Below are 23,340 nucleotides of genomic sequence, written 5' to 3'. Positions count from 1 at the left end.
ATAGGGCGGGGGCCCGCGCGTGAACCACCCCCTTCGTGCGGGGGAGGGCGGCCTTTCGCGCAGGGGTGACGAATCCTCCGGAAGCGGCGGTGCTGTCCTCTCTCGGTCCGCTTCGCGGGCCACCCTCTCCCATCCCAAGCCGGGCCTGTCCGACTCGGGGAGCTTGGAGCGGAACCCGGGCAGCCCCGAGTTCCGTGGAGGAGAGGGCTTCTCGCGTGCGCTACTTCTTGTGGCGGGCGACCTGGGCGCGGGCGGCCTCCAGCACCTTCTCGGGGGTGAAGCCGAACTTCGTCAGCAGGTCCTTGATCGGCGCCGAGGCGCCGAAGGTGTGCATGCCGACGATGGCGCCCTCGCTGCCCGCGTAGCGGTCCCAGCCGATCACCGAGCCCTGCTCGACGGCGACGCGGGCCTTCACGGCGGGCGGCAGCACGCTCTCGCGGTAGGCTTGGTCCTGGCGCTCGAACAGGTCCCAGGAGGGCATTGAGACGACGCGGGCCTTCACGCCTTCGGCCTTGAGGGTCTCGTAGGCGCCGACGCAGAGCTGCACCTCGGAGCCGGTGCCGATCAGGATCACGTCGGGCGTGCCCTCGCTGTCGGCGAGCACGTAGGCGCCCTTCGCCACGCCGGAGGCGGGGGCGTACTTGGCGCGGTCGAAGGTCGGCAGCGGCTGGCGGGAGAGGGCCAGCACCGCCGGCTGGTCCTTCAGCGAGAAGATCACCCGGTAGGCCTCGGCGACCTCGTTGGCGTCCGCCGGGCGGAGCGTCACGAGGCCGGGGATGCAGCGCAGCGAGAGAAGCTGCTCGACGGGCTGGTGGGTCGGCCCGTCCTCGCCGACGCCGATCGAGTCGTGGGTGTAGATGTGGAAGACCGGCAGCTCCATCAGCGAGGCGAGCCGCACCGGCGGGCGCATGTAGTCGGCGAAGACCAGGAAGGTAGCGCCGTAGGCGCGAAGCCCCACGAGGCCGAGGCCATTCACGATCGAGCCCATGGCGTGCTCGCGCACGCCGAAATGGATGTTGCGCCCGCCCGGCTCGAAGGGGGTCAGCGTGCCCGCGCCCTCGAAGGTCAGGTTCGACTTGTTGGAGGGGGCGAGATCCGCGGAGCCGCCGAGCAGGAACGGCACGTGCTTGGCGATGGCGTTGAGCACCTTGCCGGAGGATTCGCGGGTGGCGAGCCCCTTGGCGTCGGCCTCGAAGACCGGGATGTCCCGGTCCCAGCCGTCGGGCAGGCGCCCCTGAAGGAACGCGTCGAGGTCCTCGGCGTGGCCGGCATCGGCCTCGCGGGCGGCCTGGAAGAAGCCCTGCCACTGGGCATGAAGCTCGGCACCGCGCTTGCCGATGCCGTCGCGGAAGGTGTCGAGCACGCCGTCCGGCACCAGGAACTCGGCATCCTCCGGCCAGCCGTAGGCGCGCTTGGCGCCCTTGACCTCGTCGGGGCCGAGCGCGTCCGAGTGGGCCTTCGAGGTGTTCTGCTTGGTGGGCGCGCCGTAGCCGATGATCGAGTTGACGACGATCAGGGTCGGCCGGTCGCTCGACTGGAGGAAGGTCTCGAGGGCGCCGGAGATCGCGTGCACGTCGTTGGCGTCGGCGACCCGCAGCACCTGCCAGCCATAGGCGAGGAAGCGGGCGGCGACCTCCTCCGAGAAGGCCAGCTCGGTATGGCCCTCGATGGTGATGGTGTTGTTGTCGTAGATCCAGCACAGGTTCGACAGGCGCAGGTGCCCGGCGATCGAGGCGGCCTCGGAGGCGACGCCCTCCATGAGGTCGCCGTCCGAGCAGATCGCGTAGACGTTGAAGTCGAACAGCGGCAGGTCGGGCCGGTTCAGGCGCTCGCCGAGGAAGCGGCCGCCCATCGCCATGCCGACGGAGTTGGCGACGCCCTGGCCGAGCGGGCCGGTGGTGGTCTCGACACCGGTCGTGAGGTGGCTCTCCGGGTGGCCCGGGGTGCGGCTGTCGACCTGGCGGAACTTCTTGATGTCCTCCAGCGACACCGCCGGCGCGTTGCCGCCGTCCTTGTCGGCGACGCCGGCGAGATGCAGCAGCCCGTAGAGCAGCATCGAGGCGTGCCCGGCCGAGAGCACGAAGCGGTCGCGGTTCGGCCAGTGGGGGTTGGCCGGGTCGTAGCGGAGATACCGGTTCCAGAGGGTGTAGGCGACGGGCGCCAGCGCCATCGGCGCGCCGGCATGGCCCGAGTTCGCCTTCTGCACCGCGTCGATGGCCAGCGTGCGCAGGGTGTTGATCGCGAGCCCGTCGGCTTCGCTCAGCTTGCCCCGCGCCGGGGTGTCCGCTCCGCTCATGGTCGCTCTCTCTCGTGCTGCCGCCGGCCCGCGCGCCCCGATCTAGCGGGGCGCTTCCGCCCCCGCGCCGCGTGCCGGTCCGGTGGCCCGGCTGTAGCTGAGGATGGTGTTGACGAGGGCCACGTGGCTGAAGGCCTGGGGGAAGTTCCCGACGAGGCGCTTTCTAACCGGATCGTACTCCTCCGCAACCAGCCCCACGTCGTTGCAGACGCCTATCAGGCGCTCGATGAGGGCGCGGGCCTCCTCGCAGCGGCCGAGGCCGATCAGATTGTCGGCATACCAGAAGGAGCAGGGCAGGAAGGCGCCCTCGCCGCCGGGCAGGCCGTCGACGGTCTGATTCTCGGTGTCGTAGCGCAGGATGAAGCCGTCGCGCATGAGCTGGCGGCCGATCGCCTCGACGGTGCCGACCACGCGGGGGTCGTCCTGGGGCAAGAAGCCCATGTGCGGGATCAGCAGCAGGCTCGCGTCGAGATGCTGCGAGCCGTAGGACTGCACGAAGCTGTTGAGCTCAGGGTCGAAGCCCCTGTCGCAGACCTCGGCGTGGATCCGGTCGCGGATCTCCCGCCAGCGGCCGACCGGCGCGTCGCGCAGCTCCCGCCGCTCCTCGTGGGAGCGGATGGCCCGGTCGAAGGCGACCCAGGCCATCACCTTCGAATGCACGAAGTGCCGGCGCCCGCCCCGGACCTCCCAGATGCCCTCGTCGGGCTCGCTCCAGACCGTCTCGACGTGCTTGAGAAGGGAGAGGCCGAGGCGCCAGCCCTCGGGATCGCTCTCCATGCCGCGCCGACGGGCCTGATAGAGGGCGTCGAAGAGTTCGCCGTAGACGTCGAGCTGGAACTGGGCGGAAGCGGCGTTGCCGACGCGGACCGGCCGCGAGTTCTCGTAGCCCGGCAGCCAGTCGAGCTCGATCTCCGGCAGCAGGCGCTCGCCGCCGATGCCGTAGAGGATGTGGGCCTGCTCCGGGTTGCCGGCGACCGCCCGCATCAGCCAGTCGCGCCAGGCGCGGGCCTCGTCGAGGAAGCCTGCGTCCATCAGGGCCAGCAGCGTGAAGGTCGAGTCGCGCAGCCAGCAGAACCGGTAGTCCCAGTTGCGCACGCCGCCGATCTCCTCGGGCAGCGAGGTGGTGGGCGCGGCCACGATGCCGCCGGTCGGCCGGTAGATCAGCGCTTTGAGAGTCAGCAGCGAGCGCTTCAGCACCGCGTCCCAGGGCGTTCCCTGGGCGCAGCCCTCCGACCATTCGTGCCAGAAGCGGTCCGTGGCCGCGAGCACCTTGCGCGGCTCGATCGGCGGCGGGTCGTCCTCGTGGGACTTGCCGTAGCTGAGGGTGAAGGCCACCGACTCTCCCGCCTGGAGGGTGAACTCCGCCACCGTCGTCTGGCCGGAGCCGCGCAGGGGCACGCCGGTGCGCAGCACGACCTTGTGGGGGCCGGATACGGCGCGCAGGTCGCCGAGCTCGTTGCGCGTCACCCAGGGCACCGCCGAGCCGAAGTCGAAGCGGATCGCGAGGTCCATGCGCATGGCTACGCGCCCCTCGATCCCCTCCACGAGGCGGATCAGGTGCGAGCCGTCCCCGGCGGGCATGTAGTCCGTGACCAGGACCTCGCCCGAGCGGGTGCGGTGGCGGGTCTCGAGGACGAGGCTCGACTCGCGGTAGCGGCGCTCGGTCTCGACCCCGGCGGCCACCGGCGCGATCCGCCAGAAGCCGTGCTCCTCGGTGCCGAGGAGATGCGCGAAGCAGGCCGAGGCGTCGAAGCGGGGCCAGCACAGCCAGTCGACGCTGCCGTCACGGCTGATCAGGGCGGCGGTGCGCCCGTCGCCCACGAGCGCGTAGTCCTCGATCCGTGCCGGCATGGACGCTGGGATTCCTCGACAGGCTCACCGTCAAGCCTCGAGGGTGCAGGTAGTCCCCCGCCCCGCCCGGTCCAGGGAGCGGCCGGCGCGACCTTTCGGCCGCCTCAGCGCAGGCAGTCGACGAGGAGAGAAACCGAGCTCTTCAGGCTGGCGGCCCCGCTGCCCACGGCGGAGGCCGCCCGGCCGACCGCGCGGGCCGCCGGGGCGAAGGGCAGGGCGAGATCGGGCATGCCGGAGCCGTCCTCCTCGCCGACCTCGATCTCGCGGGGCGCCGGGCTCTCGCCGGAGCGGATCGATCCCGTGCGGGCAGCGGCGAAGGGATCGGCCTCCTCCGGCGCGTAGCGATGGGCGGCATCCGGGCGGCGGGCGTTCTGGACCTCGCTACAGCGCGGCTCGGTGCAGCCCTTGCGGGGAGCGGAGAGCCCGACGACGCGCGGCCCCGGCCGCGCCGCGACCCGGACCTCGGGCGCCCGCAGATCGAGGGGCTGGAGCGAGGCGAAGGCGAGGCCGGCGACGAGCCGGTCGCCCGTCTCCGGGAGCGCCTCGGCGGAGGCGGCCTCGCGGGAGAAGGGGAAGGCGGCCGCCGAGACATGCGCCGAGGCATGGACGGCCGGCGCCGGGGCGGACACGAGCGTCGCGGCCGGCTCCTTGCAGAGGAAGGAGAGCGCGGCGATGGCGACCGCGGTGACGAGCGTCGGCAGGAAGGGCAGGTTCACGCCCGAGGACCGCCCCGAGACCGGTCCCTCGGCCAGGGTTCCGAGCGGGTCCCGCATCGCCTTCGCCCTCCCGAATCGCTCAGGCGCCGGGTCGGCGCCGCACCGTGGAGACTACGGCCCGGTTTGCGGCGGAAGCGGGGCCATTTCCTTTCCGGCACGTAATCCGGGGCCTCTTCGTCGCACCGGATGCGGGGACACTGGCGGGGTCCGGCGCGTTGCCGGGGACAGCGATCCATGAGAGGCCCCCCGAGCGTGCCCCTGTCCCGACGCGCGGCCACCGCGACCGCCCTGGCCTGCCTCCTCTGCCTGACGCTTCCGGGCGTGGTCCCGGAGGCCGCCGCCCAGACGGCGCCGGCCGACGCCTTCCCGAAGCCCGACCGGCCGGTCGCCGAGATTGTCGCGCCGCTGTGGTCGAGCGAGCGGGAGCGGGACGCCGCCGACGAGTACGGGCAGGTGGCGCGCGCGCTCGGCATCCGCCCCGGCGAGACGGTCGCCGATATCGGCGCCGGCAGCGGCTACTACACGGTGCGCCTCGCCCGGAGCGTCGGCCCCGGCGGCCGGGTCGTGGCGAACGACGTGACGCCGGCCTATCTTGAAGGGCTGCGCACGCGCCTGCGCGGCGAGAGCCTCGACAACGTCCAGGTGGTCGAGGGCGAGCCCCACGACCCGAAGCTCGCGCCGGGCTCCCTCGACGCGGCGGTCCTGGTCCACATGTACCACGAGATCGCGCAGCCCTTCGGCCTGCTCTGGCACCTCGCGGCGGCGATGCGCCCCGGCGGGCGGATCGGCATCGTCGATGCCGACGACATCCCCTCCCGGCACGGCACGCCCCCGGCGCTCCTGCGCTGCGAGCTGTCCGCCGTCGGCTACCGCGAGACCGGCTTCGCCCGGTTGAAGGACGGCCTCAGCTACGTCGCGGTGTTCGAGGCGCCCGCCCCGGAGGCGCGGCCGGCGCCCGCCGCGATCCGCTCCTGCCGGGACGAGGCGACGCGGGCGGGGAAGAGGCCGCGCTGAGGATCAGGACGCCTGCCAGACCTGGCCGGGGCGCAGGGCCGGGAAGCGGGCCGGGTCGATGCCGGCCTCCTCCAGCGCCGCGCCGAGCGCCTCCACCGGCCGCTCGATCCCCTCGTCGGTGAGGCGGAAGGTGCCCCAGTGGTGCCCGAGCGCCTGCTCGGCGCCGAGCAGCCGGAAGGCGGCGACGGCGTCGCTCGGGTTCATGTGCTGGGCCTGCATGAACCAGCGGGGCTCGTAGGCGCCGATCGGCAGGCTCGCGAGGCGCGGCGGCCCGAAGCGGGCGCGGATGTCCCGGAACACGCCCCCGTCCCCGAAGCCGGTGTCGCCGACATGGTAGTGCACGCCGCGGGGCGAGGTGACCACGAAGGCGCACCACAGCGCCATCCGCCGGTCGTTGACGCCCCGCGCCGACCAGTGGTTGGCGGGCGTCAGGTGCACCGTGAGGCCGCCGCCGAGGTCGCATGAGCCGCCCCAGTCGCGGGTCTCGACATGCATGCTGTCGTCGTAGCCCTTGAGGATCGCGTCGTTGCCGAGCGGCGCCACGATCAGGGGCTGATGGTCGGTCCAGATCCGGGCCATGCTCGGCCCGTCGAGATGGTCGTAGTGGTTGTGGGTGATCAGCACCGCGTCGATGGGCGGCAGGTCGGTCAGCGCGATGCCCGGCGGGTTCACGCGCTTCGGGCCCGCGAAGGCGACGGGGCTCGCGCGGCGCGAGAACACCGGGTCGATCAGGATGTTGCGGCCGGCGACCTGCACGAGGTAGCTCGCGTGGCCGATGAGCACGACGCGCAGGCCCTCGACCCGCTCGGGCGGCGTGTCGGCGGGAAACGGGCTCGGGAAGCGCTTGGGCCAGGCCTCGCCCCCCCGCGAGAGCTGCCAGCGGGCGACGGCGAGGAGGTCCTTGTCGGCGGCCTGATCGGGCGAGCTGAAGCGCACCCCGTCGAAATGGTCGCTCACCGGCCCGCGATAGTAGGGGTTGGCGCTGCGCCGGTGCGCCGCGTAGCCGACGCCGCCGAGCGTCATCACGGTCGCCGCGCTCGCCGCCGCGAGCAGGCCCCGCCGTCTCGTCGGGCGCTTCGCGGGGGGTGGAGAGGACGCGTTCATGGGTCTCTGCGTCTCGATCGCTTGCCACGGCGGAATCGGTCGCCGCGGTCGTCAGCTTAAGCCGGGCAGGTAGGACGGCCGACGAAAAAGGGCACCCGCAATGGGCGCCCCGTCTCGTTCTCCGAACTGGATCGGGGCCGAGATCGGCTCCGGGATCACGCCAGGAGATCGTGGAGGCTGGTGTGGACGACGAAGGCGTTGCCCTCGTCGATCCAGTGGGCGCCCGCCGCGCCCTGGCGGATGCCCGCCGCCTCATCGGCCAGGGCGAGATGGTGCTGACCGGTCTGCGTGTTGAGGAAGCGCGACAGCATCTGCGTGCCGCTCGCGCCCGCCTCGGCATAGGCCTGGAAGGCCACGCCCTCGTAGGCGTAGCCCGAGCCGCTCCGCAGCAGCACGTCGCGCTCGGCGGCGTCCGTCGTGTAGAAGTGGTCGCCGTTCAGGACATTGAAGAAGCGGAACACGTCGGTGGTATCCGCGGCTTTGTCCGGACTCGCCCAGGACGTGCCTTCCGCCCGGTAATTGGCCATTCCCGCGATCTGTACGGCCTCGGCCGCGCTCGTGGTCAGCATGTGGTCGCCCGACACCGTGTTGAAGAAGCGGAAGGCGGTCTCGGTCAGCGCGTCCACGCCGAGACTCAGGGTGGTCCGGCCGGCGTTGCCGGCCGCGTCGAGCACGGTCTGGGTGAACACGTCGCCGCCATGCGCCGCGGCCTGGTAGCTGTAGCTGCCGTCCGCCGAGACGGTGAGCGTGCCGTGGGCGCCGGCGATCTGCACGCTGCCGGTGCTCGGCACCGCGACCGTGGCGCCGCCGAAGCGGATCTCGGCCAGATGCAGCGGCGAGGCGTCCGTGTCGTTGGCCAGCAGATGGCCTGTCAGCGGGGTCGCCACGCCGCGCCCGACGGCGACGTCCGCGGTCAGCGCCGGGGGAGTGGTATCGCCCGCCGGCGGGGCCAGGACCTGCACCGCGTTGCCCGTTGCGGCGGCGGTGTTCCCGTGGATATCGGCGATGGCGAGCGATGCGGTCACCGTGCCGGTCAGGCCCGTGAGATCGACCGTGCCCGCGCCGTTCGCGGCGATGGTCGCCGTCGCCGTACGGGTGCCGTCCGTGAAGGTCGCGACGGCGCTCGCGTCGCTGTCGAGGCCCGTCACCGTGAAGCGGGCCGCCCGCGCCTCGGCCGCGTCGAGCACCCCGTCGGCGGTGGCGTCGAGCGTCAGGGCGGCGGCCGCGCCCGCGTCCGCGGTCGTGTCGACGATCAGGACCCGCGGCGTGCCGAACCCCGCGTTGCCCAGCGCGTCCTCGGTCGAGGCGACGACCACGTAGGTCCCGTCGGTCAGCGCGGAGGCGAGCGCCGGATCGGCGCCGCCCGCCGTGCCCGACGCGTCGACCCGGAGGGTGTAGGCCCCCCCGCTCAGCGTCGCGGTCCGGGTGGGAACGCTATGCCCGTCGCTGGCATAGAGGGCGATGCGCACGCCCGGACCCGGGTTGGCGTCGCTGACTGTCCCGCCGAGATGAAGGCCGTCGGCGAAGGCGGCGGCGTTGAGGACGAGGCTGCCCCCGGCATTGGTCGGAAGCGCACGGCTGCCATGGACCGGATCGCTTCCCGTGCCCGCCGTCAGCGCGAGCGTCAGGACCGGAGCGCTCGTGTCGACGGCGATGTGGGTGCTGGTTCCGGCGGCGGTGGTCAGGCTCGCCGCGTCCAGGCCGAGCGCCTGCGTCGAGGTGTTCAGACGCACCGCGAGCGTGCTGGTCGAGAGGGAGGCCGAGGCGATGTCGGGCAAGCCGTCACCGTTCAGATCGGCCGTCGTCACCGCATAGCTGTTGGCGCCCGCCCCGTAGTCCCGCTTGGTCTGGAACGTGCCGTCGCCGTTGCCCAGCAGGATGGAGAGGTTGCCCGTCGTCGTGGAGGCGACGATGTCGACCTTGCCGTCGCCGTTCACGTCGGCCAGCGAGACGGAGGCGGCCGGTCCGTTGGTGGCGTAGAACTGCCGCGCCTGGAACGTGCCGTTGCCGTTGCCCAGCAGCACCGAGACCCCGTTGGGCGTACCGAGATTCGGCGTGACGATGTCGAGGATGCCGTCGCCGTTGACGTCCTTCAGCGTGATGCCGAATGGGCTCGGCCCGGCCGCGTAGTCCTGCTTCGCCTGGAACGTGCCGTCGCCGTTGCCCAGCAGCACCGAGACGGAGTCGCTGTAACCGTTGGCGACGACGAGATCGGTCTTGCCGTCGCCGTTCACGTCGGCGGCCTTCACGTCCTGCGGGCCGTTGCCGACGGTGTAGGTCTGCCGCGCTTGGAACGTGCCGTCGCCGTTGCCCAGCAGCACCGAGACGGTGGTGCCGTCGCCGCTGAAGCGCCCCTTCTCGGTGGTCACGAGATCGAGCTTGCCGTCCTGGTTGACGTCGACCGCGATCGCGGAGGAGGTCCCGGCACCGGTGGCGAAATCCTGCTTCACCCGGAAGGTGCCGTCGCCGTTGCCGAGCAGGACGGAGACGTAGCCGTTCGCCGTGCTGCCGGAGGTGTCGGCGGTGACGAGATCGAGCTTGCCGTCGTTGTCGACATCCGCCGCCACGACGGTGCGGGGACTGTTGCCGGTGGCGAAGTCTTGCTTTGCCTGAAACGTACCGTTCCCGTTGCCCAGAAAGACAGACACGGTGTTGTCGCGCGTGTTGGCGGTCACGAGGTCGGCCTTGCCGTCGCCATTCACGTCCGCCGCGAAGACCGCGTAGGTCGAGACGGTCTGGGCGCCCGCGGCGTACTCGGTCGGCGTGCCGAAACCGAAGACGCTCGCGTGCGCGACCGTGGCGCCCTTGAGGTCGAGGTCCGTCACGGTCAGGCCCGCGGTGTCCTGGCCCGCGGCCACGGTGTAGGTGAAACGCAGGCCCGCCGCGTCGTAGCCGGCATAGGTGGCCGTCGCGCCGTTGCTGAGCGTCAGGATCGGCCTCACGCCGCCCGCGAGCGTCACGCCGTCGATGGACTGCGCGGTGGCCAGCGTCAGCGTCAGCGTGTCGCCGGCCCTGAGGGCCGGGCCGGACGAGGAGGTCGTCGTGGTGATGCCGGTGACGGCAAAGGTTGACGGCATCGCTTCGAGACCCCCTCGGGTCCGCGCCACGCTATCGTGCGTGCTGAATCACGGACGTGCCGAGAAATAGACTCGAATAGTGAATAAACCCTCGCCATAAAGCAGACGTCATCGTAAATCTTCTTCTGGAGGAAAGACTTGCCTTATGCTTATCCAAAGATGAACATCGGCCGCCCGATGCCGGGAATCCGGAGAGAGCGGCCGGCGGGCCGCCGCCTCACGAGCGCCAGCGCAGCTCCTGCTCCTCGAGCGGGTTGGCGAAGGGGCGGCGATCGCGGGCGGCCTGGAGCGCCTCGCGCTTGAGGCGGAAGTACCATTGCGAGGGCAGATCGCCCTGGCCGAACAGCACCATGGTGGGCTTGCGGTCGAGGCCCTTCTGGGCGTGCTGGAGCACCTGCTGATCCTGGGTCAGGAACTGGCGCATCAGCGGCCGGGCGACGGGCTTGAGGAGGTTGAGGCCGGGGATGTTCCAGTAGAGGGCGTTGGTCAGAAGCGTCCGGTTCGGCGTCATCGGCGTGGCGAAGGTGTAGTTCGCCACCCGCTTCTCGCCCGCCGTGATCCGCTCCAGCCGCACGCCGGGCAGGCGGAATTCGATCTCGACCTCCGGCACGCCCCCGAGCAGACGGTAGACCGGCGAGCTCGTCGTGGTGGCGTGGCTCGTCATGACGAAGCCGTAGGGCACGGGGGCGAAGCGCTTGACCTTCTCCTTCAGCTCCTTCGAGGGCCGGAACCACCAGGAATCGTGCACGAAGGCGACGTGGCCAGGATCGACGAGGCTGAGCGTCGTCAGATCGAAGGAGGCCTCGACCTCGAGCGCCACGACGAGGCTGCCGCGGGGCTCGAAGCCGAGCGCGGGCACCTCCGGGGTCTCGGCGCCGGGCGCCCCGAGCCAGGGGTTGACCCAGACGAAGCCGGCGCTCTCGACCACGGGGAAGCGCTGCACGACGATCTTCGAGAAATCCGCCGCGTCGGCCGCCGAGAGGGTCGGCACCTCCCGGCAGCGCCCGTCCGTGCCGAAGCGCCAGCCGTGGAACGGGCAGGTGAGGGCGTCCCCGTCGAAGCGGCCGAGCGACAGGGCCATGCCCCGATGCGGGCAGCGGTCGCGGAGCGCAAAGGGGGCGCCAGAGGTCTCGCGCCCGAGCACGATCAGCTCGCCGTTGAGGGGAACGGAGCGGAGCTTGCCGGCGCGGAGGTCCTCCGCACGGCCGACGCAGTACCAGGCGTTCGGCAGGGGCTGGCGCATGGCCTCCGGATCGAGGGCGCCCTCGTCGGCGGGACCCGCGGCGTTCGCGCCCGGCTTCGGGAGCGGATCGGAGGAGGGGGCGGGCACGCGCGGTGTGTCGAGCATCGGATCGGTCCCGCAAGGGGCGGACCGGCATGACGCCATCCGGCCTTTCGCGCCGTCCTCATACGGCGCCGCGGGGAAGGGGGCAAAGCCGGCCGCCGGACCGGGCGGCACGGGGGGTGCGGCAGGGGAGCGCGGCGGGCCGGCGCGCCGCACGCCTTCACAAGCCCGCGCGGGGCACCTACCTTCGGGCTCCCAGCAACCAGCGAAAGGAGGTGATCCAGTGTCTCATTGTCACTCGACAATGCCGAGCAAGGGCGAGGCGGTGGTCAATTCCTTCAACGGTTTAGGCGCTGCCTCGCCTGTACGAACCGAGAACGTGTGACCCGACGTTAGGGGTCGCAAAGGTCGCACGTGCGACCTTCGTTCTAGAGGCTGGTGACTTCGAGCAGGCGCGCGAGCATCTGCCTCGTCATCGGGAAGTCCTCGGCGATCTCGTTGTGGCCTACGCAGAGGTCCACGACGAGATCGCAGGGTTCACCGCTGACAGCTCTGCATTCCTGGCGGGCGAGGTTGAAAAGCTCCCTCGCCTTTGCCCGCGTCGGTAAGCGGATGTTGGCGACGGTGACGGGCTCGAGCTCGTCGGCGCTCACACCGCACACATGGATACCGATCGCGCAGGGTTCATAGCTCACAGGGCGGCCCCTTCGCTTTCGAGGTAGAGCACGAGCTTGCCGATCGCGGCCGATGCCTGCTCGCGGTCGATCGCCAGGTAGTGCTTGAGGATGCTGTAGATCGTGCGCGGGTCGTGCCCGGTGATGGAGCGGATTTCCGGCACGGTGCAGCCGGCGCGGGCGAGCCAGGTCACGGCGGTGTCGCGCAAGTCCCGGTCCTGAAAATCCGCCAGCGTCGGGCAGGGCTCGACGATCCAGGCGCCGTCCGCCCCCTTGACGCCGGCGACGGCGGCGGTGCGTACCTGGCGGTACTGCTTGTTGTAGGTGCTCTGCGTGAACGGCCCGCCCGTCTTGGGGTCGACCACGACGTTGGCGTGCTTGACGCCGAGCACCCGGCGTTCGGTAGCTGCCGCCGCCAGGCGAGCGGTGAGCTGCGGCGTCTCCGGAACCTCGACGATCGCCGCCGTCTTCGACTGGCGGAACCGCCGCCACCCCTTCTCATGCCCGGCATCCATCAGGGCCAGGCGCTCGGTCTGCCGCTGGCCCGTCATGAGGCCGAGCATGATCGCGTGCCCGACCATGGTCAGGCCGATCGCGTCGGCCGCCCGGATCATCGCGGTCATCTCGCCGATCGTGCCGACCCGCACGCGCGCGTCGGGCTGCTCGATGCCGAGGCGCAATCCGGGATGGTGCTTGAGGCCGCCGAGCTCCTTGCGCACGCCGTAGCTGAGCGCGACGCTGAGCGTCTTGAGGATGGCGTTCGCCATGTGGTGGCCCGTGTCGTGCCAGAGGCGTTCATGCAGGCCGACGAGGATCGGCTTCGACAGGGCGGCGACGTCGGAGCCGTAGAGCTCGGGATCGAAGCGGGCGAGCGCGGCCGCCTTCGCGCGGTAGTCCCGAATGGTGGCGGCCGAGAGGACCCGGCGCTTGGGCCGCCCCGGCACCGGCTCGCCGGCCGTGAACTTCGGCGACTTCCACAGATCCTCGAACAGGTCCTCGACGGTGTAGGCGCCCGGCGCCTTGCGGCGGGGCGCCCTCTTGCCCGCGGCCTTGGCCGCCTTGACCTCGGCGATGCGCGGCCGGAGCTGCGCCTCGACCCAGGCGGCGGCCTCCTCGGCCGACATCCACGTGCCGTCCGGCCGCTTGAGGTCCTGACCCTTGAGGCCGAGCTTGCGGTGCTTCGGCCCCGGCTGGTAGCGCGGGCGGCCGCCGCGCCACGAGACGTTGCTGATGGTGATAGTGACCTTCGCCACGGCCGCGGTCCCTCTCCGCATGGTGACTGAGCCCTCCTATTCGCCCGGCGCGGCCATGCCGTCCAGCGGGACGGCGAGCGGTCGCGGCGCGAGGGCCTTCTCGATCTCGAGGGCCTGCTCGGTGAGGAGCTTCGCGACGAACCGCAGCTCCCAGGCCGTCACGTTGGGCCCGATGCCGATGAGAGCGATCCCGGCCGACGCGAACACCTGCAGCCTGACCTGCCCGTCGCGGTCGATCGCCTTCGCGTAGCCCTCGAGGCGATCCATGAGCGTCTTGGTTCGGGGGTCAGACATGGGCGCCCCCCGCGTAGCGCGCCTCGAGCGCCTGGCGCTGCTGCTCGATGGCGACGGCGCGGCGCGGCCGGCGCTCGCGGGGGAGGTCGCGCTCCGCGTCGGTGGTGTCGATCCACTCGTTGACGAGGTAGCGGGACCAGGCGTTGCCGTTGCCCGGCAGCGGCCGCGGGAAGCCGTAATCGCGGTTGAGCCGGCGCCACTTGGCCGGGAGGGTGGCGAGCGAGCAGCCGAGCAGAGCGGCCACTTCCGAAGCTAGGTAGAGCGGTGACTGTTCCATTGCGCATCCCTTGTTGAGGATGCGCACAACATGCGCACGTTTGCGCGTGATGCGCAATGGTGCGCATGGGGCTCAGTCGTCGGTGTCGGCGATGCGCTCGATGCTGCGGGCGAAGCTGTGAGGGTGCGCCAGCGAGGCCAGGACGGCGAGCATCCCAAGCGCGACGGCGAAAGCGTAGGGGCGGGCGCTCGGCGAGCCTTTCGCAGGCAGGATGTAGAGCAGTCCCAGGAGGGCGCCGATCAGGGCAAGCGCATAGAACAAGCCGCCGGTCACAGTCGCCGCCAAGTGGCCGACGCGCGGGAACACGATCCAGACGACGACGCCCGCGCAGAGCAGCGCGAGCGGGAGCCAGCGGTTCACGCGGCGCGCCCGAGGTTCCGTCTAGGCCGGACGCTCGCCGTGACGACGCCCTTCACCACCACCACGTTGTCATCGACGACGAGGGGCCGCAGGACGCTCTGATCCGTGGTGGAGGCGAGCAGGTAGGGCGGCTCGTAGAGGCGAAAGACCGTCTGCGCCTTCGAGCGCATCCAGTCGTAGACCTGCGCACAGACGACATCGTGCGGGCGCGGCCGCTCGTTGAGGTCGACGAGCATCACGTCGCCCGGCAGGTAGCCGATGCTGCTCAACGCGCTCGACTGCAGCACCCACGGGTCGACCCCGTTGCGCATCCCGACGAGCTGCTCGACGGCCTGGTTCATCACGCCGTCGCGATCACCCTCCGGCCGGTAGGCGATGGCCTCGGCCTCGGCCATGCCTGACACGCGCGGTGCTCGCTCCGCCGGCCTCTCATAGGGCCGGAGCTTCGCATAGTCGGCGATGCGCTCGACGGTCTCCGGCGAGAGATCGTGCGTCGCGTCAGGATCATTCAGGAAGCGGTTGAGGGTGGACGGCGCCCGCTCGATCGCGCGGGCGAGCTCGGTCGGCCGGATGCGCAAATGCGCAAGCACGGCTTCCACCCACGCCTTTGTCTCGTCGCGGCTTCTCATGAGCGCGAACGTAGATGCGTAGGATGCGCAATTCGCGAGCAAAATGCTCCCTTGACACTGCGCAGCTATGCGCATCATGTGCGCATTTACCTGCGCACGTGACGAACGGTCAAGCATGTCGAACATCAAGGCGATCGACGAGGAGCGGCGCCGCCTCGACCTGTCCCAGCACGCCCTGTGCGTGGCGGCCGGCATAGACCCATCAACCTACGTCCGTTTGAAGAAGGGGCGCACGAAGGCCAGCGAGGGGACGCTCGCGAAGCTGCGCAACGCCCTCGCCATCGCCGCGCAGCGCGAGGCCGCAGAGTGATGCCGGCCCGCGAAACGCTACAGCGTTTGTTAAGCGGGACGCTCGCGGAGATCGAACGGCAGCGCCGCGCGCTCGGTATCTCGAGCGAGATGCTGGCGGCCCGCGCCGGCCTGTCCCGCAGCACCTACGTCCGGGCGATCGGTACGGCGTCCGCCCGGCCGGCCACCGTCCGCCGCCTCGAGGCCGCGCTCGCCGCGCTGCGTTCGGAGCGGCGGGCGGTGCGCGAGCCCGACACGATCTTGATCCGGGCGGTCTACGGCGGCTTCGTCGCCTCGATCGCTGTGCACATGGGCGTGCGCCCCGACGATGTACATGCGCAGGACCCGCGGCTCGGCGCGACGGCCGACCCCGAGTGGCGGCGCCTCGCGCAGGTGCGGCAGGCGGCGATCTACCTCACCAACACCGTGGTCGACGTGCGCCAGGCGCGCCTGGCCCACGTGCTCGGCCTGACCCCGGCGGCCGTCTGCCTCGGCTTGCGCAGCGTCGAGGACCGGCGGGACGATCCCGACTTCGACGCCCTGCTCGAGCGGCTGACCGCCGACGTGGTGTGCGCGCTGGCGCGCGGGGAGGCGGCATGAGCGCGACCCGCGACGCGCTGCCCGACGGCTTCGACCTGGCGGGCTACGTCGACCGGCTCGGCGTCGAGCGGGTCGTGCCCTGGCCGAAGCTCCCGCCCGGCATGGGCGCGCTGCTCATGGAGGGGCGCCCCGTCGTCGTCGGCCCGATCGAGCGGCTGCACGCCGAGGTCTATGCCTGGCGCGGCTGCAGCCTGGCGCTGCCGCAGGCCGAGCTGGCGTCCCTGACCCATTGGAGGGCGGCGCATGGCTAAGGCGCCCGGCCTCACACAAGAGCAGATCGATGCGGCCTGCGCGATCGTCGAGGCGGGCGCCACCTTCACGGCAGCGGCGCAGCAGCTCGGCGTCGGGTACGGCGTCGTCCGCTACCACATGATGCGTCTCGGGATATCCAGCGGACGCACGCGCACCCAAGAGCGGGCGCTCTCGCGGACCGTGTGCTTCCGCGACGGCCGCCCGGTGTGGCGCTTCACGCCGGCGGAAGATGCGCAGCTCCTAGCCCTCGAGGCGCAGGGCATCAGCGTCGCCGAGATCGCGCGCCGCATCGGGCGGCGCACGAGCAGCGTGTTCATGCGGCTTGCCACCCTGGCGCGGATCGAAGCCGCACGGGAGGCGGCGTCTTGATCGCCGCCGACGACTTCGACCCGACGACGTGGCCGGCGCCGGCACCGGCGGCCTGCTACCTGCACCTGTCCGATCGCTTCGACGTCTACGCGCTCGTCGACCCGGAGGACCATGCCTGGGCCTCGCGGCACCGGTGGTGCCACACCTACGGGTCGGGCTCGATCTGCGAGCGGTTCGAGGGCGTGTTCGTCATCGACCGGCCGGACGGGATGTACGCCCGCCGCTGCGTCGGCGGCCGGACCCTGTGGCTGCACCGGGAAATCCTGATCCGGAAGGACGGCCCGCCCGGCCGCGGGCGCTGGATCGGCGACCACCGCAACGGGAACACGCTCGACTGCCGGCGGCGCAACCTGCGCTGGGCCACGCCCTCGCAGAACGCCCGCAACGTCCCCGGCTCCCGCACCCGTACGCGGTTCCTCAAGATGATGGAGGCGGCCGAGTGAGTGCCAAGCCTGTGCGCCTTCGCCTGTCGCGCGTCAGCGGGTTCAGCCTGCAGGACCATAGCAGAACGACAAACGGCTTGCCGGCTGTCGTCGTAGCGAGACCTACCAAGTGGGGAAATCCCTTCAAGTCGGCCCCCGCCTATAGTCATGACTACTGCACGCTGCCGGAGATTACCGACGCGGGCGCGGTTTCTCTCTATCGAGAGCGCATGGAACAGATGGCCAAGTCTTGGCCGTCTGTGCGCGAGATGCTGGCCGAGCTGCGCGGTCATAATCTGGCCTGCTGGTGCAGGCCCGGCGCGCCCTGCCACGCCGACGTTCTCCTTGCTCTGGCGAATGGACCGCTCTGCGACGAGCCCTTGGCGGCCGCGGAATGAACGCCCGCGTCCCCATGCACGTCATCAAGGGCGCGCTGCAGGGGCGCCTGAAAGAGCTCGTGCGCACGCTCGTGCCCGGCCTGACGCCGGCCGAGCTGCGGCAGCTCGACGGAGCGCGGGTGCAGCCGCGCAACCCGACGCGGCCCGATCAGCACGGCGGCAGCTTCACGATCTGGATGCGGGGGCCGAACGCCGGCGCGTGGAAGGACTACGCGACCGGCGACAAGGGCGATGTCCTCGACCTCGTGGCCTACTGCAAGGGCGGCGGCCGCTCCGAGGCGGTGCGCTGGTCGCTCGACTGGCTCGGCCTCGGCCTAGTCGACACCGCCACCCTCGAGCGGATGCGCGCCAGCAGCGCCGGCCGACGCCAGGCCGCCGAGGCCGAGGCGCGGGAGCGTGACGCCCGGATCGTGGCGCGGGGGCGCAACCTCTGGCGCCAGGCGCGGCCGGACATCCGCGGCACCGTCGCCGAGACGTACCTCGAGGCGCGCGGCGTGCCGCCTTCACAGATCCCCGGTTTCGAGTGGGACGACGTGCGGTTCTTCCCCGACCTCGAGTGGTGGCGGGGTCGCAGCCACGACGAGGACGGCGTGGTGACGGAGGGGCCGCGGTTCCCCGCGATGGTGTGGGCGATCCGCGACCGCGAGGGCCGGATCGTCGCCGTGCACTGCACCTTCCTCCGGGCGGACGGCCTCAAGAAAGCGCATGTCGGCAACCCGAAGCTCATGCTCGGGCTCGTCGCCGGCGGCGTGATCCGTCTCACCCGCGGCCCGTCCGGCCTGCTGCCGGAGGATGCCGCCCTGCAGGACGTCTCCGGCGTCCTCGCCACCGCCGAGGGCGTCGAGGACGGGCTCACCATCGCGCTCGCCGCGCCGGAGGCCCGCGTCTGGGCAGCGACCTCCCTCGGCAACCTCGCCAACGTCCCCGTCGAGCATCCCTGCGTGTCGGCCGTCGTGGTCGCGCAGGACAACGACTGGGGGAAAGCTCAGGCCGTCGACGCCTTCAACGCCGCGATCGAGCGGATGGAGGCGGCCGGCCGGCCTGTGAGCGTGCTCCGGAGCCACTGGGGCAAGGATGTGAACGACGCTGTGAGGACGGACGAATGACCGACGAACCCAAAGACGACGGCGGCCAGTTACCCGAGGGCCTCGCCCCCCTCCGCGAGCGCGACCCGGCGGCCTTCGCGGCCTACTCCGCGGCCGCCTCCGTGCTGCTCACCGGCGCCGACGAGGACCTGAACCCGATCTTCTGGCCGAGCCTCGGCGTCGCCGAGGGCCGGAACGTCGAGGGCGAGATCGCCTTGACCATCGAGGTCCTGGCGCCCTTCGTGCGCGGCAACCCCGGCGTCGCGCCCGAAGCCCTGTACCGGCACGCCAGCGCCGCCGGCGTCCATGACGGACCCGGCGACGGCTGGCCCGAGCTCGGCGCCGGCCAGCGCTCGAGCTATACCGCCTTCGCCCGCGTGCTCGAGATCGTCGACCGCGAGACGGCGACGGCCGCCGCGGCCGTGCGGGCCGCCGAGCCGGCCGAGCTGCCGCAGGCCGATTTCGTCGACGTCGAGGACACGATCCTGCGGGTCGGCCACGATGCCACCGATCCCGTGCCGGGCTTCGGCGAGGACCGGGTGATGACGATCATCCCGGCGACCGGCAAGGTAGCCAGCACCTGGCACGTGCCCGGGCAGGCGCCCCCGCCCGTCGAGAGCAACATGACCCGGCCGGCGCCGTTCATGCCCTCCCTGCGCGGGCCGGACGGGAGCGACCGCACCGGGCACGGCACCGACGCGCCGCCGGCCGAGCCGCCGCCGATCGCCGGCGCGCCCGCGATCGACGGGAGCCTAGCGCCGGGCGGGGCGGTGCCACTCGGCCACGGCTTCGACGGCGCCGAGCCGTTCACGCCGATCGCCGGCGACCCGGCGCAGGCCGCGCAGGACGCGGCCGCGCTCTCGAGCGTCGCCGAGGAGCCGGCCCGGCCGGGCGGCGTCGACGATCCGCAGGGCGACCGCAACGCGCCGGAGAGCGGCGGCCGCCCTCAGGCCGAGCCGGCCGCCGATCCCGTCATCGATGAGGAGGACGCGCGCGATGCGCAGGATGCGGCACCCGCTGGCGAGGCCCGGCCCGATGCTGCCGGCGGACCGGCGGGAGTTGCTCCGGCTGATCCGCCTGCCGCTGGCGCGGGCGCTCCGGACGGGGCGGGTCCTGGCGATCACGGCGATGCCGCGGGCGGCACGGACGCGGATGCGCCTGGCGAGGCGGATCGGCCTGCGGCGGTGGCGGCTGCTGCAGCTCCGGACGCCGGAGTGAGCGAGCCGGCGGCCGACCGGGAGCCGACGCCGGACCCGGCGCCGGAACCGGAGGCGAAGCCGGCGAAGAAGCGCCGCCGCTGAGCCCGATCGCGGCCGCCGGTTCGCTGGCGGCCGCCCTCCCTCGTGACAGCGGCCCGGCCGCACAGGTTCCATGGCATCCCGTTCCGGTCTCAAGGGCGTCCGCGCCGCGTTCTCCGATGCCCTGGCGCAGCACGCTGCCGATGCGCAGCCGAGCGACCCGCCGGCCGAGGAGAACCGCCACGGCTTCCCGCCCGGCGGCTGGCCCGGCGGCCCGGTCTCGCACCTGCCGCCCGAGTGCCCAGTGATCCCGCTCGGGAAGGACGGCGACACGACCTACTTCGTCGACACGCTCGGACAGCTCCGGGCCGTCAACGTGAACAAGTGGGGCAAAAAAATATTGCTCGACCTGTTCGCGCACCAGCCGAACTACCTCACCTGGGCCTGGCCGCGGCTCTCGGCGCCGAAGGACGGCAAACCCTCACGCATCAACGGCCTCGAGGTCGACGACGCCTGCGCCTGCCTGCTCAAGGCCGCCTCGACCCGCGGGCTGTTCGCGCCCGTCGACCGGGTGCGCGGCCGCGGCGCATGGACCGTGAAGGGGAGCGGCGAGCTCGTCTGGCACTCCGGACAGGGGCTCTGGCGCGTCTCGACCCATGGCAAGCTGCAGGTGTCGCGGCCCGGCGAGGTCGACGGCACCTTCTACCCGCGCCGGCCGCCGGTGCTCGAGCCGTGGCGCGAGGCGGTGCCGGCCGAGCAGAGCCCGGCGCACGACCTCATCGCGGCGTTCCAGTCGTGGAAGTGGGAGCGGCCGCTCCTCGACCCGATCCTCTTGCTCGGATGGATCGGCGCGGCATTCCTCGGTGCCGCCCTCGACTGGCGGCCGGCGCTGTTCATCACCGGCGATTACGGGCAGGGCAAATCGACCCTGCAAGCCATCATCAAGGAAGTGATCGGCGACGCGCTCCACGCGACCGCCGACACGACGCCGGCGGGCATCTACCAGCGGGTGAAACAGGATTGCCTGCCGGTCGCCGTCGACGAGCTCGAGGCGGACGCGGACAACCGCCGGGCGGTCGGCGTGGTGCGCCTGGCGCGGCTCGCGGCCTCCGGCGGCGTGATGTACCGCGGCGGCTCCGAGCACGAGGGCGTCGAGTTCCAGGCGCGCAACGCGTTCTTCTTCTCGGCGATCAACCCGCCGCCCCTCGGCCCGCAGGACCGCTCGCGCATGGCGCTGCTCAATCTGCGCAAGCTCGAGCAGGGCGGCGCCCGGCCGGAAATCCCGGGCGCCATCGACACGTTCGGCCGCCAGTTCCTCCGGCAGCTCATGGACGGCTGGAAGCACTGGCCCCGCACCCTGAACGGCTGGAAGGACGCCATGCGCGACGCCGGCCTCGACGGCCGCACGCAAGACACCTACGGCACGCTGCTCGCCTGCGCGACCATGCTGCTCGGCGATGCCGGCATGGAAGCGGCCGGCCTCCCCGTCACCGAGCCCGGCCTCCTCGGCCCGATGATCGCCGAGGCGACGGCGGCCGAGCGCGGCGAGCGTACGGCCAACTGGCGCGCCTGCCTCGAGCACCTGCTCGCGAGCCCGATCGAGGCGTGGAAGGGCGGCGAGAAGCCCACCGTCGGCGGCTGCATCGAGCTGCTCGAGGCGAACCACACGCCGCTCGACAGCATGAACACGTCGACGGAGCCGCTCGAGGCGGCGCGCACGCGCCTGGCGCTCGCCGGCCTCGGCCTGGTGGCGCCGGGCAAGGTGTGCGCCGGGCCGGCGCTCGCGATCCCGGCGACCTCGCCGCTCCTGACCAAGCTGTTCGCCGGCACGATCTGGGGCGCCGGCGTGTGGATGCACGCCCTGAAACAGGGACCGGCGGACGTGGTGATCCGCGACCGGGGCAACCAACAGGTCGTGAAGATCAACAGGGTCGCCACGCGCTGCGTGCTCGTCGACATGCAGGCGTTCGACACGGTTACGAAGGTGGAGGATGAGGGATGAACGAAGAAACACGCCACACAAAGGTCATCATAGGACTAGGGGGCTGCAAGCTGGAAATCGATCTGGACACGGGCGGCGGCCGGTTCATCTCGAGCCGGGGCTATGACTACGTGCCGGCGGATGATGGCGGCTCGGACATCTCGCAGCCGCTCAGCCCGGAAGGGCTTCGACACCTGCGCAACAGCCTCGATCAGTTCCTACCCTGCACCCTTGCCACGAAGGGGCGCTGAGTTTGACGGAGGGGGCATCCGCCCAACTGAGGAGACGAACATGGGTGAGCAGAAGCGACGCGAGGCACGCATGACACCCGTCGAGCGGATTGCGCAGGAGCTAACCCGCAAGCTGACGGACGACGGGAAGTTGATCGAAGCTGGCTGGGCCAGCCTACGAGCAGTTTGGCTCCCCGATGGCGCACCGGCAGGGATGGAGGCGGATCTGCGCAAGGCGTTCATGGCCGGCGCACAGCACACTTGGGGAAGCATCATGACGATGCTGGAGCCCGGAGAGGACCCGACCACTGCGGACCTGTCGCGAATGGACCTGATCCAGCGCGAGCTAGACGCCTTCGGCTCCGAGCTTGCTCGCGACCACTATCCAACTCAGGGCACCGCCTGAGTTCGACGGACAGAGCATCCGCCCGGCCGCCCGCACCCTGACCTGCGTGCTCGGCCCCTGATCCACATCCTCGGCGCGCCCCGACCCTGGCGCGTCGTCGTCTGCCTTTCCCCGACCCTCAGAGGGGGAGGTCAATTCGGCGCGAGGGCTCCCGGCGCCGTCCAGGGCCTGAGGCCCGGCGCGACGCCCTCGCACTTAATGCGGGCCAAGCGCGTGCGAGGCTGCATGACCGCCGATGGCGCCGGCGGGACGGTTACAGGTTACACGGCCGGTTACAGCGGCTGTAACCCGGATTATCCAACAACCTGAGAGGGTTAGGGGTGCGGTTACGCGGTTACAGCCGCTTCGCGCGCGCGTGACATAGGCAGGCGCACACGCGCACGTATGGGGATGGTTGTAACTCTGTAACCTGTAACCGGGAGAGCTAAGTTGTTGAAGGGCCAAGCAGAACGCGGTTACTCGACGGTTACATGCGGCGCCGATCCGCGCCGGCCTGTAACCGCGTCCGCGCCCTGCCAGCGTGCCCGGATCGGCGGAAACCAATTTAATATCAGGTGTTTATGCCATGAAGCCGGGCGTTAAGGCGTCGATCGACGCGGCCGGTGGCGCCGCCGCGGTGCGCGAGGCCGCGGAGGTTCGCCAAGCCGCGGAGGGCGAGCAACTGGCGCTCCTCGCCGAGGAGAACGACCGCCTCGACGAGCTGCTACCGCTGGCGCCGCCGCCCGCCAGGCGCGGGCCGGGCCGGCCGCCGGGGGCGAGGAACAAGCGGACGCAGCAGCTCGCGAGCTACTACCTCGGCCGGTACGGCGATCCGCTCGAGGCGCTGCTCGCCATGGGAACGGGCGATCTGACCCACACACACCGCGCGCTGGCAGACGCGGCGCGCGCGACGGGCCTGCCGCTGCACGGCGGAGGCGAGAAGGGGAAGGTCATGACGGTGATGGACCTGCTCGTGTTCAAGCAACGCTGCCTCGAGACGGTGCTGCCGTACCTCCACGCGCGCCTGGCGCCGACCGACGACAAGGGCGATCCCGTCGTGCCGATCCTGGCGCTCGGCACCGTGCGGCCGGGGGCGGCCGAGGCGGTCGCGAAGGGCGGGGCGCTGTCGATCGAGGACCTGATCGACGTGACGCCGGTCGGCGGAGACGAAAGCGAGCCGGATCAAGCACTTAGCGAGGGCGAGCCGTGAAGGGTCGCACGATATGGGGTCGCACGATGCGAGCTAACGCGTTGGCAGGCAA

Annotated in this window: 25 protein-coding genes; 13 read left to right on the top strand and 12 right to left on the bottom strand. The window is 71.5% G+C overall.

The features are described from left to right. Window positions 1-220: 220 nt before the first annotated feature. The 3 genes from tkt to MFF04_RS08545 all read right to left on the bottom strand — a co-directional run bounded on the left by tkt (window position 221) and on the right by MFF04_RS08545 (window position 4,920). Window positions 221-2,296, bottom strand: a complete 2,076-nt coding sequence (gene tkt, locus MFF04_RS08555; RefSeq protein ID WP_238275061.1) for a transketolase — start codon at window positions 2,294-2,296, stop codon at window positions 221-223. Between the two features lie 42 nt (window positions 2,297-2,338). Continuing rightward, window positions 2,339-4,147: a glycoside hydrolase family 15 protein gene (locus MFF04_RS08550; RefSeq protein ID WP_238275060.1), complete on the bottom strand. Its 1,809-nt coding sequence runs from the start codon at window positions 4,145-4,147 to the stop codon at window positions 2,339-2,341. A gap of 104 nt (window positions 4,148-4,251) precedes the next feature. Next, on the bottom strand, window positions 4,252-4,920 hold the full coding sequence (locus MFF04_RS08545) for a hypothetical protein (RefSeq protein ID WP_238275059.1): 669 nt from the start codon (window positions 4,918-4,920) through the stop codon (window positions 4,252-4,254). Window positions 4,921-5,097: 177 nt separating this feature from the next. On the opposite strand from MFF04_RS08545, the gene MFF04_RS08540 reads away from it, so the two are divergent. Further along, entirely contained in the window at window positions 5,098-5,877 is a 780-nt protein-coding gene (locus tag MFF04_RS08540; protein WP_238275057.1) for a class I SAM-dependent methyltransferase, read from the top strand. 3 nt (window positions 5,878-5,880) lie between these two features. Here MFF04_RS08540 and MFF04_RS08535 read toward each other — a convergent pair whose 3' ends face one another. From MFF04_RS08535 to MFF04_RS08495, 9 genes are all read right to left on the bottom strand, one after another. After that, entirely contained in the window at window positions 5,881-6,981 is a 1,101-nt protein-coding gene (locus MFF04_RS08535) for an MBL fold metallo-hydrolase (RefSeq protein WP_238275056.1), read from the bottom strand. A gap of 155 nt (window positions 6,982-7,136) precedes the next feature. Then, window positions 7,137-10,058, bottom strand: a complete 2,922-nt coding sequence (locus MFF04_RS08530; protein WP_238275055.1) for a beta strand repeat-containing protein — start codon at window positions 10,056-10,058, stop codon at window positions 7,137-7,139. 217 nt (window positions 10,059-10,275) lie between these two features. Then, window positions 10,276-11,301, bottom strand: coding sequence for a Rieske 2Fe-2S domain-containing protein (locus MFF04_RS08525; RefSeq protein WP_238275077.1), 1,026 nt, complete (start codon window positions 11,299-11,301; stop codon window positions 10,276-10,278). Between the two features lie 470 nt (window positions 11,302-11,771). After that, the gene (locus MFF04_RS08520) at window positions 11,772-12,038 is read right to left on the bottom strand and encodes a hypothetical protein (RefSeq protein WP_238275054.1); all 267 of its coding nucleotides are present in this window, start codon (window positions 12,036-12,038) and stop codon (window positions 11,772-11,774) included. Continuing rightward, a complete protein-coding gene (locus MFF04_RS08515; RefSeq protein WP_238275053.1) occupies window positions 12,035-13,270 on the bottom strand; it encodes a site-specific integrase in 1,236 nt (411 codons plus the stop codon). The genes MFF04_RS08520 and MFF04_RS08515 overlap by 4 nt, the downstream gene beginning before the upstream one ends. Before the next feature lie 36 nt (window positions 13,271-13,306). Beyond that, window positions 13,307-13,564 carry a hypothetical protein gene (locus MFF04_RS08510; protein ID WP_238275052.1) on the bottom strand — a complete coding sequence of 86 codons (258 nt, stop codon included), beginning with the start codon at window positions 13,562-13,564 and terminating at the stop codon, window positions 13,307-13,309. After that, window positions 13,557-13,841, bottom strand: a complete 285-nt coding sequence (locus tag MFF04_RS08505; RefSeq protein WP_163334995.1) for a hypothetical protein — start codon at window positions 13,839-13,841, stop codon at window positions 13,557-13,559. Before MFF04_RS08505 ends, MFF04_RS08510 begins: the two co-directional genes overlap by 8 nt. Before the next feature lie 72 nt (window positions 13,842-13,913). Next, a complete protein-coding gene (locus MFF04_RS08500; protein WP_238275051.1) occupies window positions 13,914-14,201 on the bottom strand; it encodes a hypothetical protein in 288 nt (95 codons plus the stop codon). Then, window positions 14,198-14,800, bottom strand: coding sequence for a helix-turn-helix domain-containing protein (locus MFF04_RS08495; RefSeq protein WP_238275050.1), 603 nt, complete (start codon window positions 14,798-14,800; stop codon window positions 14,198-14,200). Before MFF04_RS08495 ends, MFF04_RS08500 begins: the two co-directional genes overlap by 4 nt. Before the next feature lie 145 nt (window positions 14,801-14,945). Between MFF04_RS08495 and MFF04_RS08490 the strand changes: the two genes are divergently transcribed. The 12 genes from MFF04_RS08490 (at window position 14,946) to MFF04_RS08435 (ending at window position 23,288) form a co-directional block, all read left to right on the top strand. Beyond that, complete coding sequence (locus MFF04_RS08490) at window positions 14,946-15,140, top strand: helix-turn-helix domain-containing protein (protein WP_164212813.1); 195 nt, start codon at window positions 14,946-14,948, stop codon at window positions 15,138-15,140. Next, entirely contained in the window at window positions 15,137-15,718 is a 582-nt protein-coding gene (locus tag MFF04_RS08485) for a hypothetical protein (RefSeq protein ID WP_238275048.1), read from the top strand. The genes MFF04_RS08490 and MFF04_RS08485 overlap by 4 nt, the downstream gene beginning before the upstream one ends. Beyond that, complete coding sequence (locus MFF04_RS08480; RefSeq protein ID WP_238275046.1) at window positions 15,715-15,969, top strand: hypothetical protein; 255 nt, start codon at window positions 15,715-15,717, stop codon at window positions 15,967-15,969. The genes MFF04_RS08485 and MFF04_RS08480 overlap by 4 nt, the downstream gene beginning before the upstream one ends. Beyond that, a complete protein-coding gene (locus MFF04_RS08475) occupies window positions 15,962-16,339 on the top strand; it encodes a hypothetical protein (RefSeq protein ID WP_238275044.1) in 378 nt (125 codons plus the stop codon). The genes MFF04_RS08480 and MFF04_RS08475 overlap by 8 nt, the downstream gene beginning before the upstream one ends. Then, complete coding sequence (locus tag MFF04_RS08470; protein ID WP_238275042.1) at window positions 16,336-16,782, top strand: HNH endonuclease; 447 nt, start codon at window positions 16,336-16,338, stop codon at window positions 16,780-16,782. The genes MFF04_RS08475 and MFF04_RS08470 overlap by 4 nt, the downstream gene beginning before the upstream one ends. Further along, entirely contained in the window at window positions 16,779-17,159 is a 381-nt protein-coding gene (locus MFF04_RS08465; RefSeq protein WP_238275041.1) for a DUF4326 domain-containing protein, read from the top strand. Before MFF04_RS08470 ends, MFF04_RS08465 begins: the two co-directional genes overlap by 4 nt. Further along, window positions 17,156-18,265: a DUF7146 domain-containing protein gene (locus tag MFF04_RS08460; RefSeq protein WP_238275040.1), complete on the top strand. Its 1,110-nt coding sequence runs from the start codon at window positions 17,156-17,158 to the stop codon at window positions 18,263-18,265. Before MFF04_RS08465 ends, MFF04_RS08460 begins: the two co-directional genes overlap by 4 nt. After that, entirely contained in the window at window positions 18,262-19,545 is a 1,284-nt protein-coding gene (locus tag MFF04_RS08455; protein WP_238275039.1) for a hypothetical protein, read from the top strand. The genes MFF04_RS08460 and MFF04_RS08455 overlap by 4 nt, the downstream gene beginning before the upstream one ends. 70 nt (window positions 19,546-19,615) lie before the next feature. After that, a complete protein-coding gene (locus MFF04_RS08450; RefSeq protein WP_238275038.1) occupies window positions 19,616-21,484 on the top strand; it encodes a hypothetical protein in 1,869 nt (622 codons plus the stop codon). Then, complete coding sequence (locus MFF04_RS08445) at window positions 21,481-21,714, top strand: hypothetical protein (protein ID WP_238275037.1); 234 nt, start codon at window positions 21,481-21,483, stop codon at window positions 21,712-21,714. The genes MFF04_RS08450 and MFF04_RS08445 overlap by 4 nt, the downstream gene beginning before the upstream one ends. A gap of 40 nt (window positions 21,715-21,754) precedes the next feature. Further along, window positions 21,755-22,099, top strand: coding sequence for a hypothetical protein (locus MFF04_RS08440; protein ID WP_238275036.1), 345 nt, complete (start codon window positions 21,755-21,757; stop codon window positions 22,097-22,099). A 520-nt stretch (window positions 22,100-22,619) separates the two neighbouring features. After that, window positions 22,620-23,288 carry a hypothetical protein gene (locus MFF04_RS08435; protein ID WP_238275035.1) on the top strand — a complete coding sequence of 223 codons (669 nt, stop codon included), beginning with the start codon at window positions 22,620-22,622 and terminating at the stop codon, window positions 23,286-23,288. Window positions 23,289-23,340 lie beyond the last annotated feature (52 nt).

It is taken from the genome of Methylobacterium jeotgali (genome assembly GCF_022179345.1).
GTDB classification, from domain to species: Bacteria; Pseudomonadota; Alphaproteobacteria; order Rhizobiales; family Beijerinckiaceae; genus Methylobacterium; species Methylobacterium jeotgali.
Note: the sequence above shows the minus strand (reverse complement) of the source record. Positions and strands in the feature narration are given on the sequence as shown.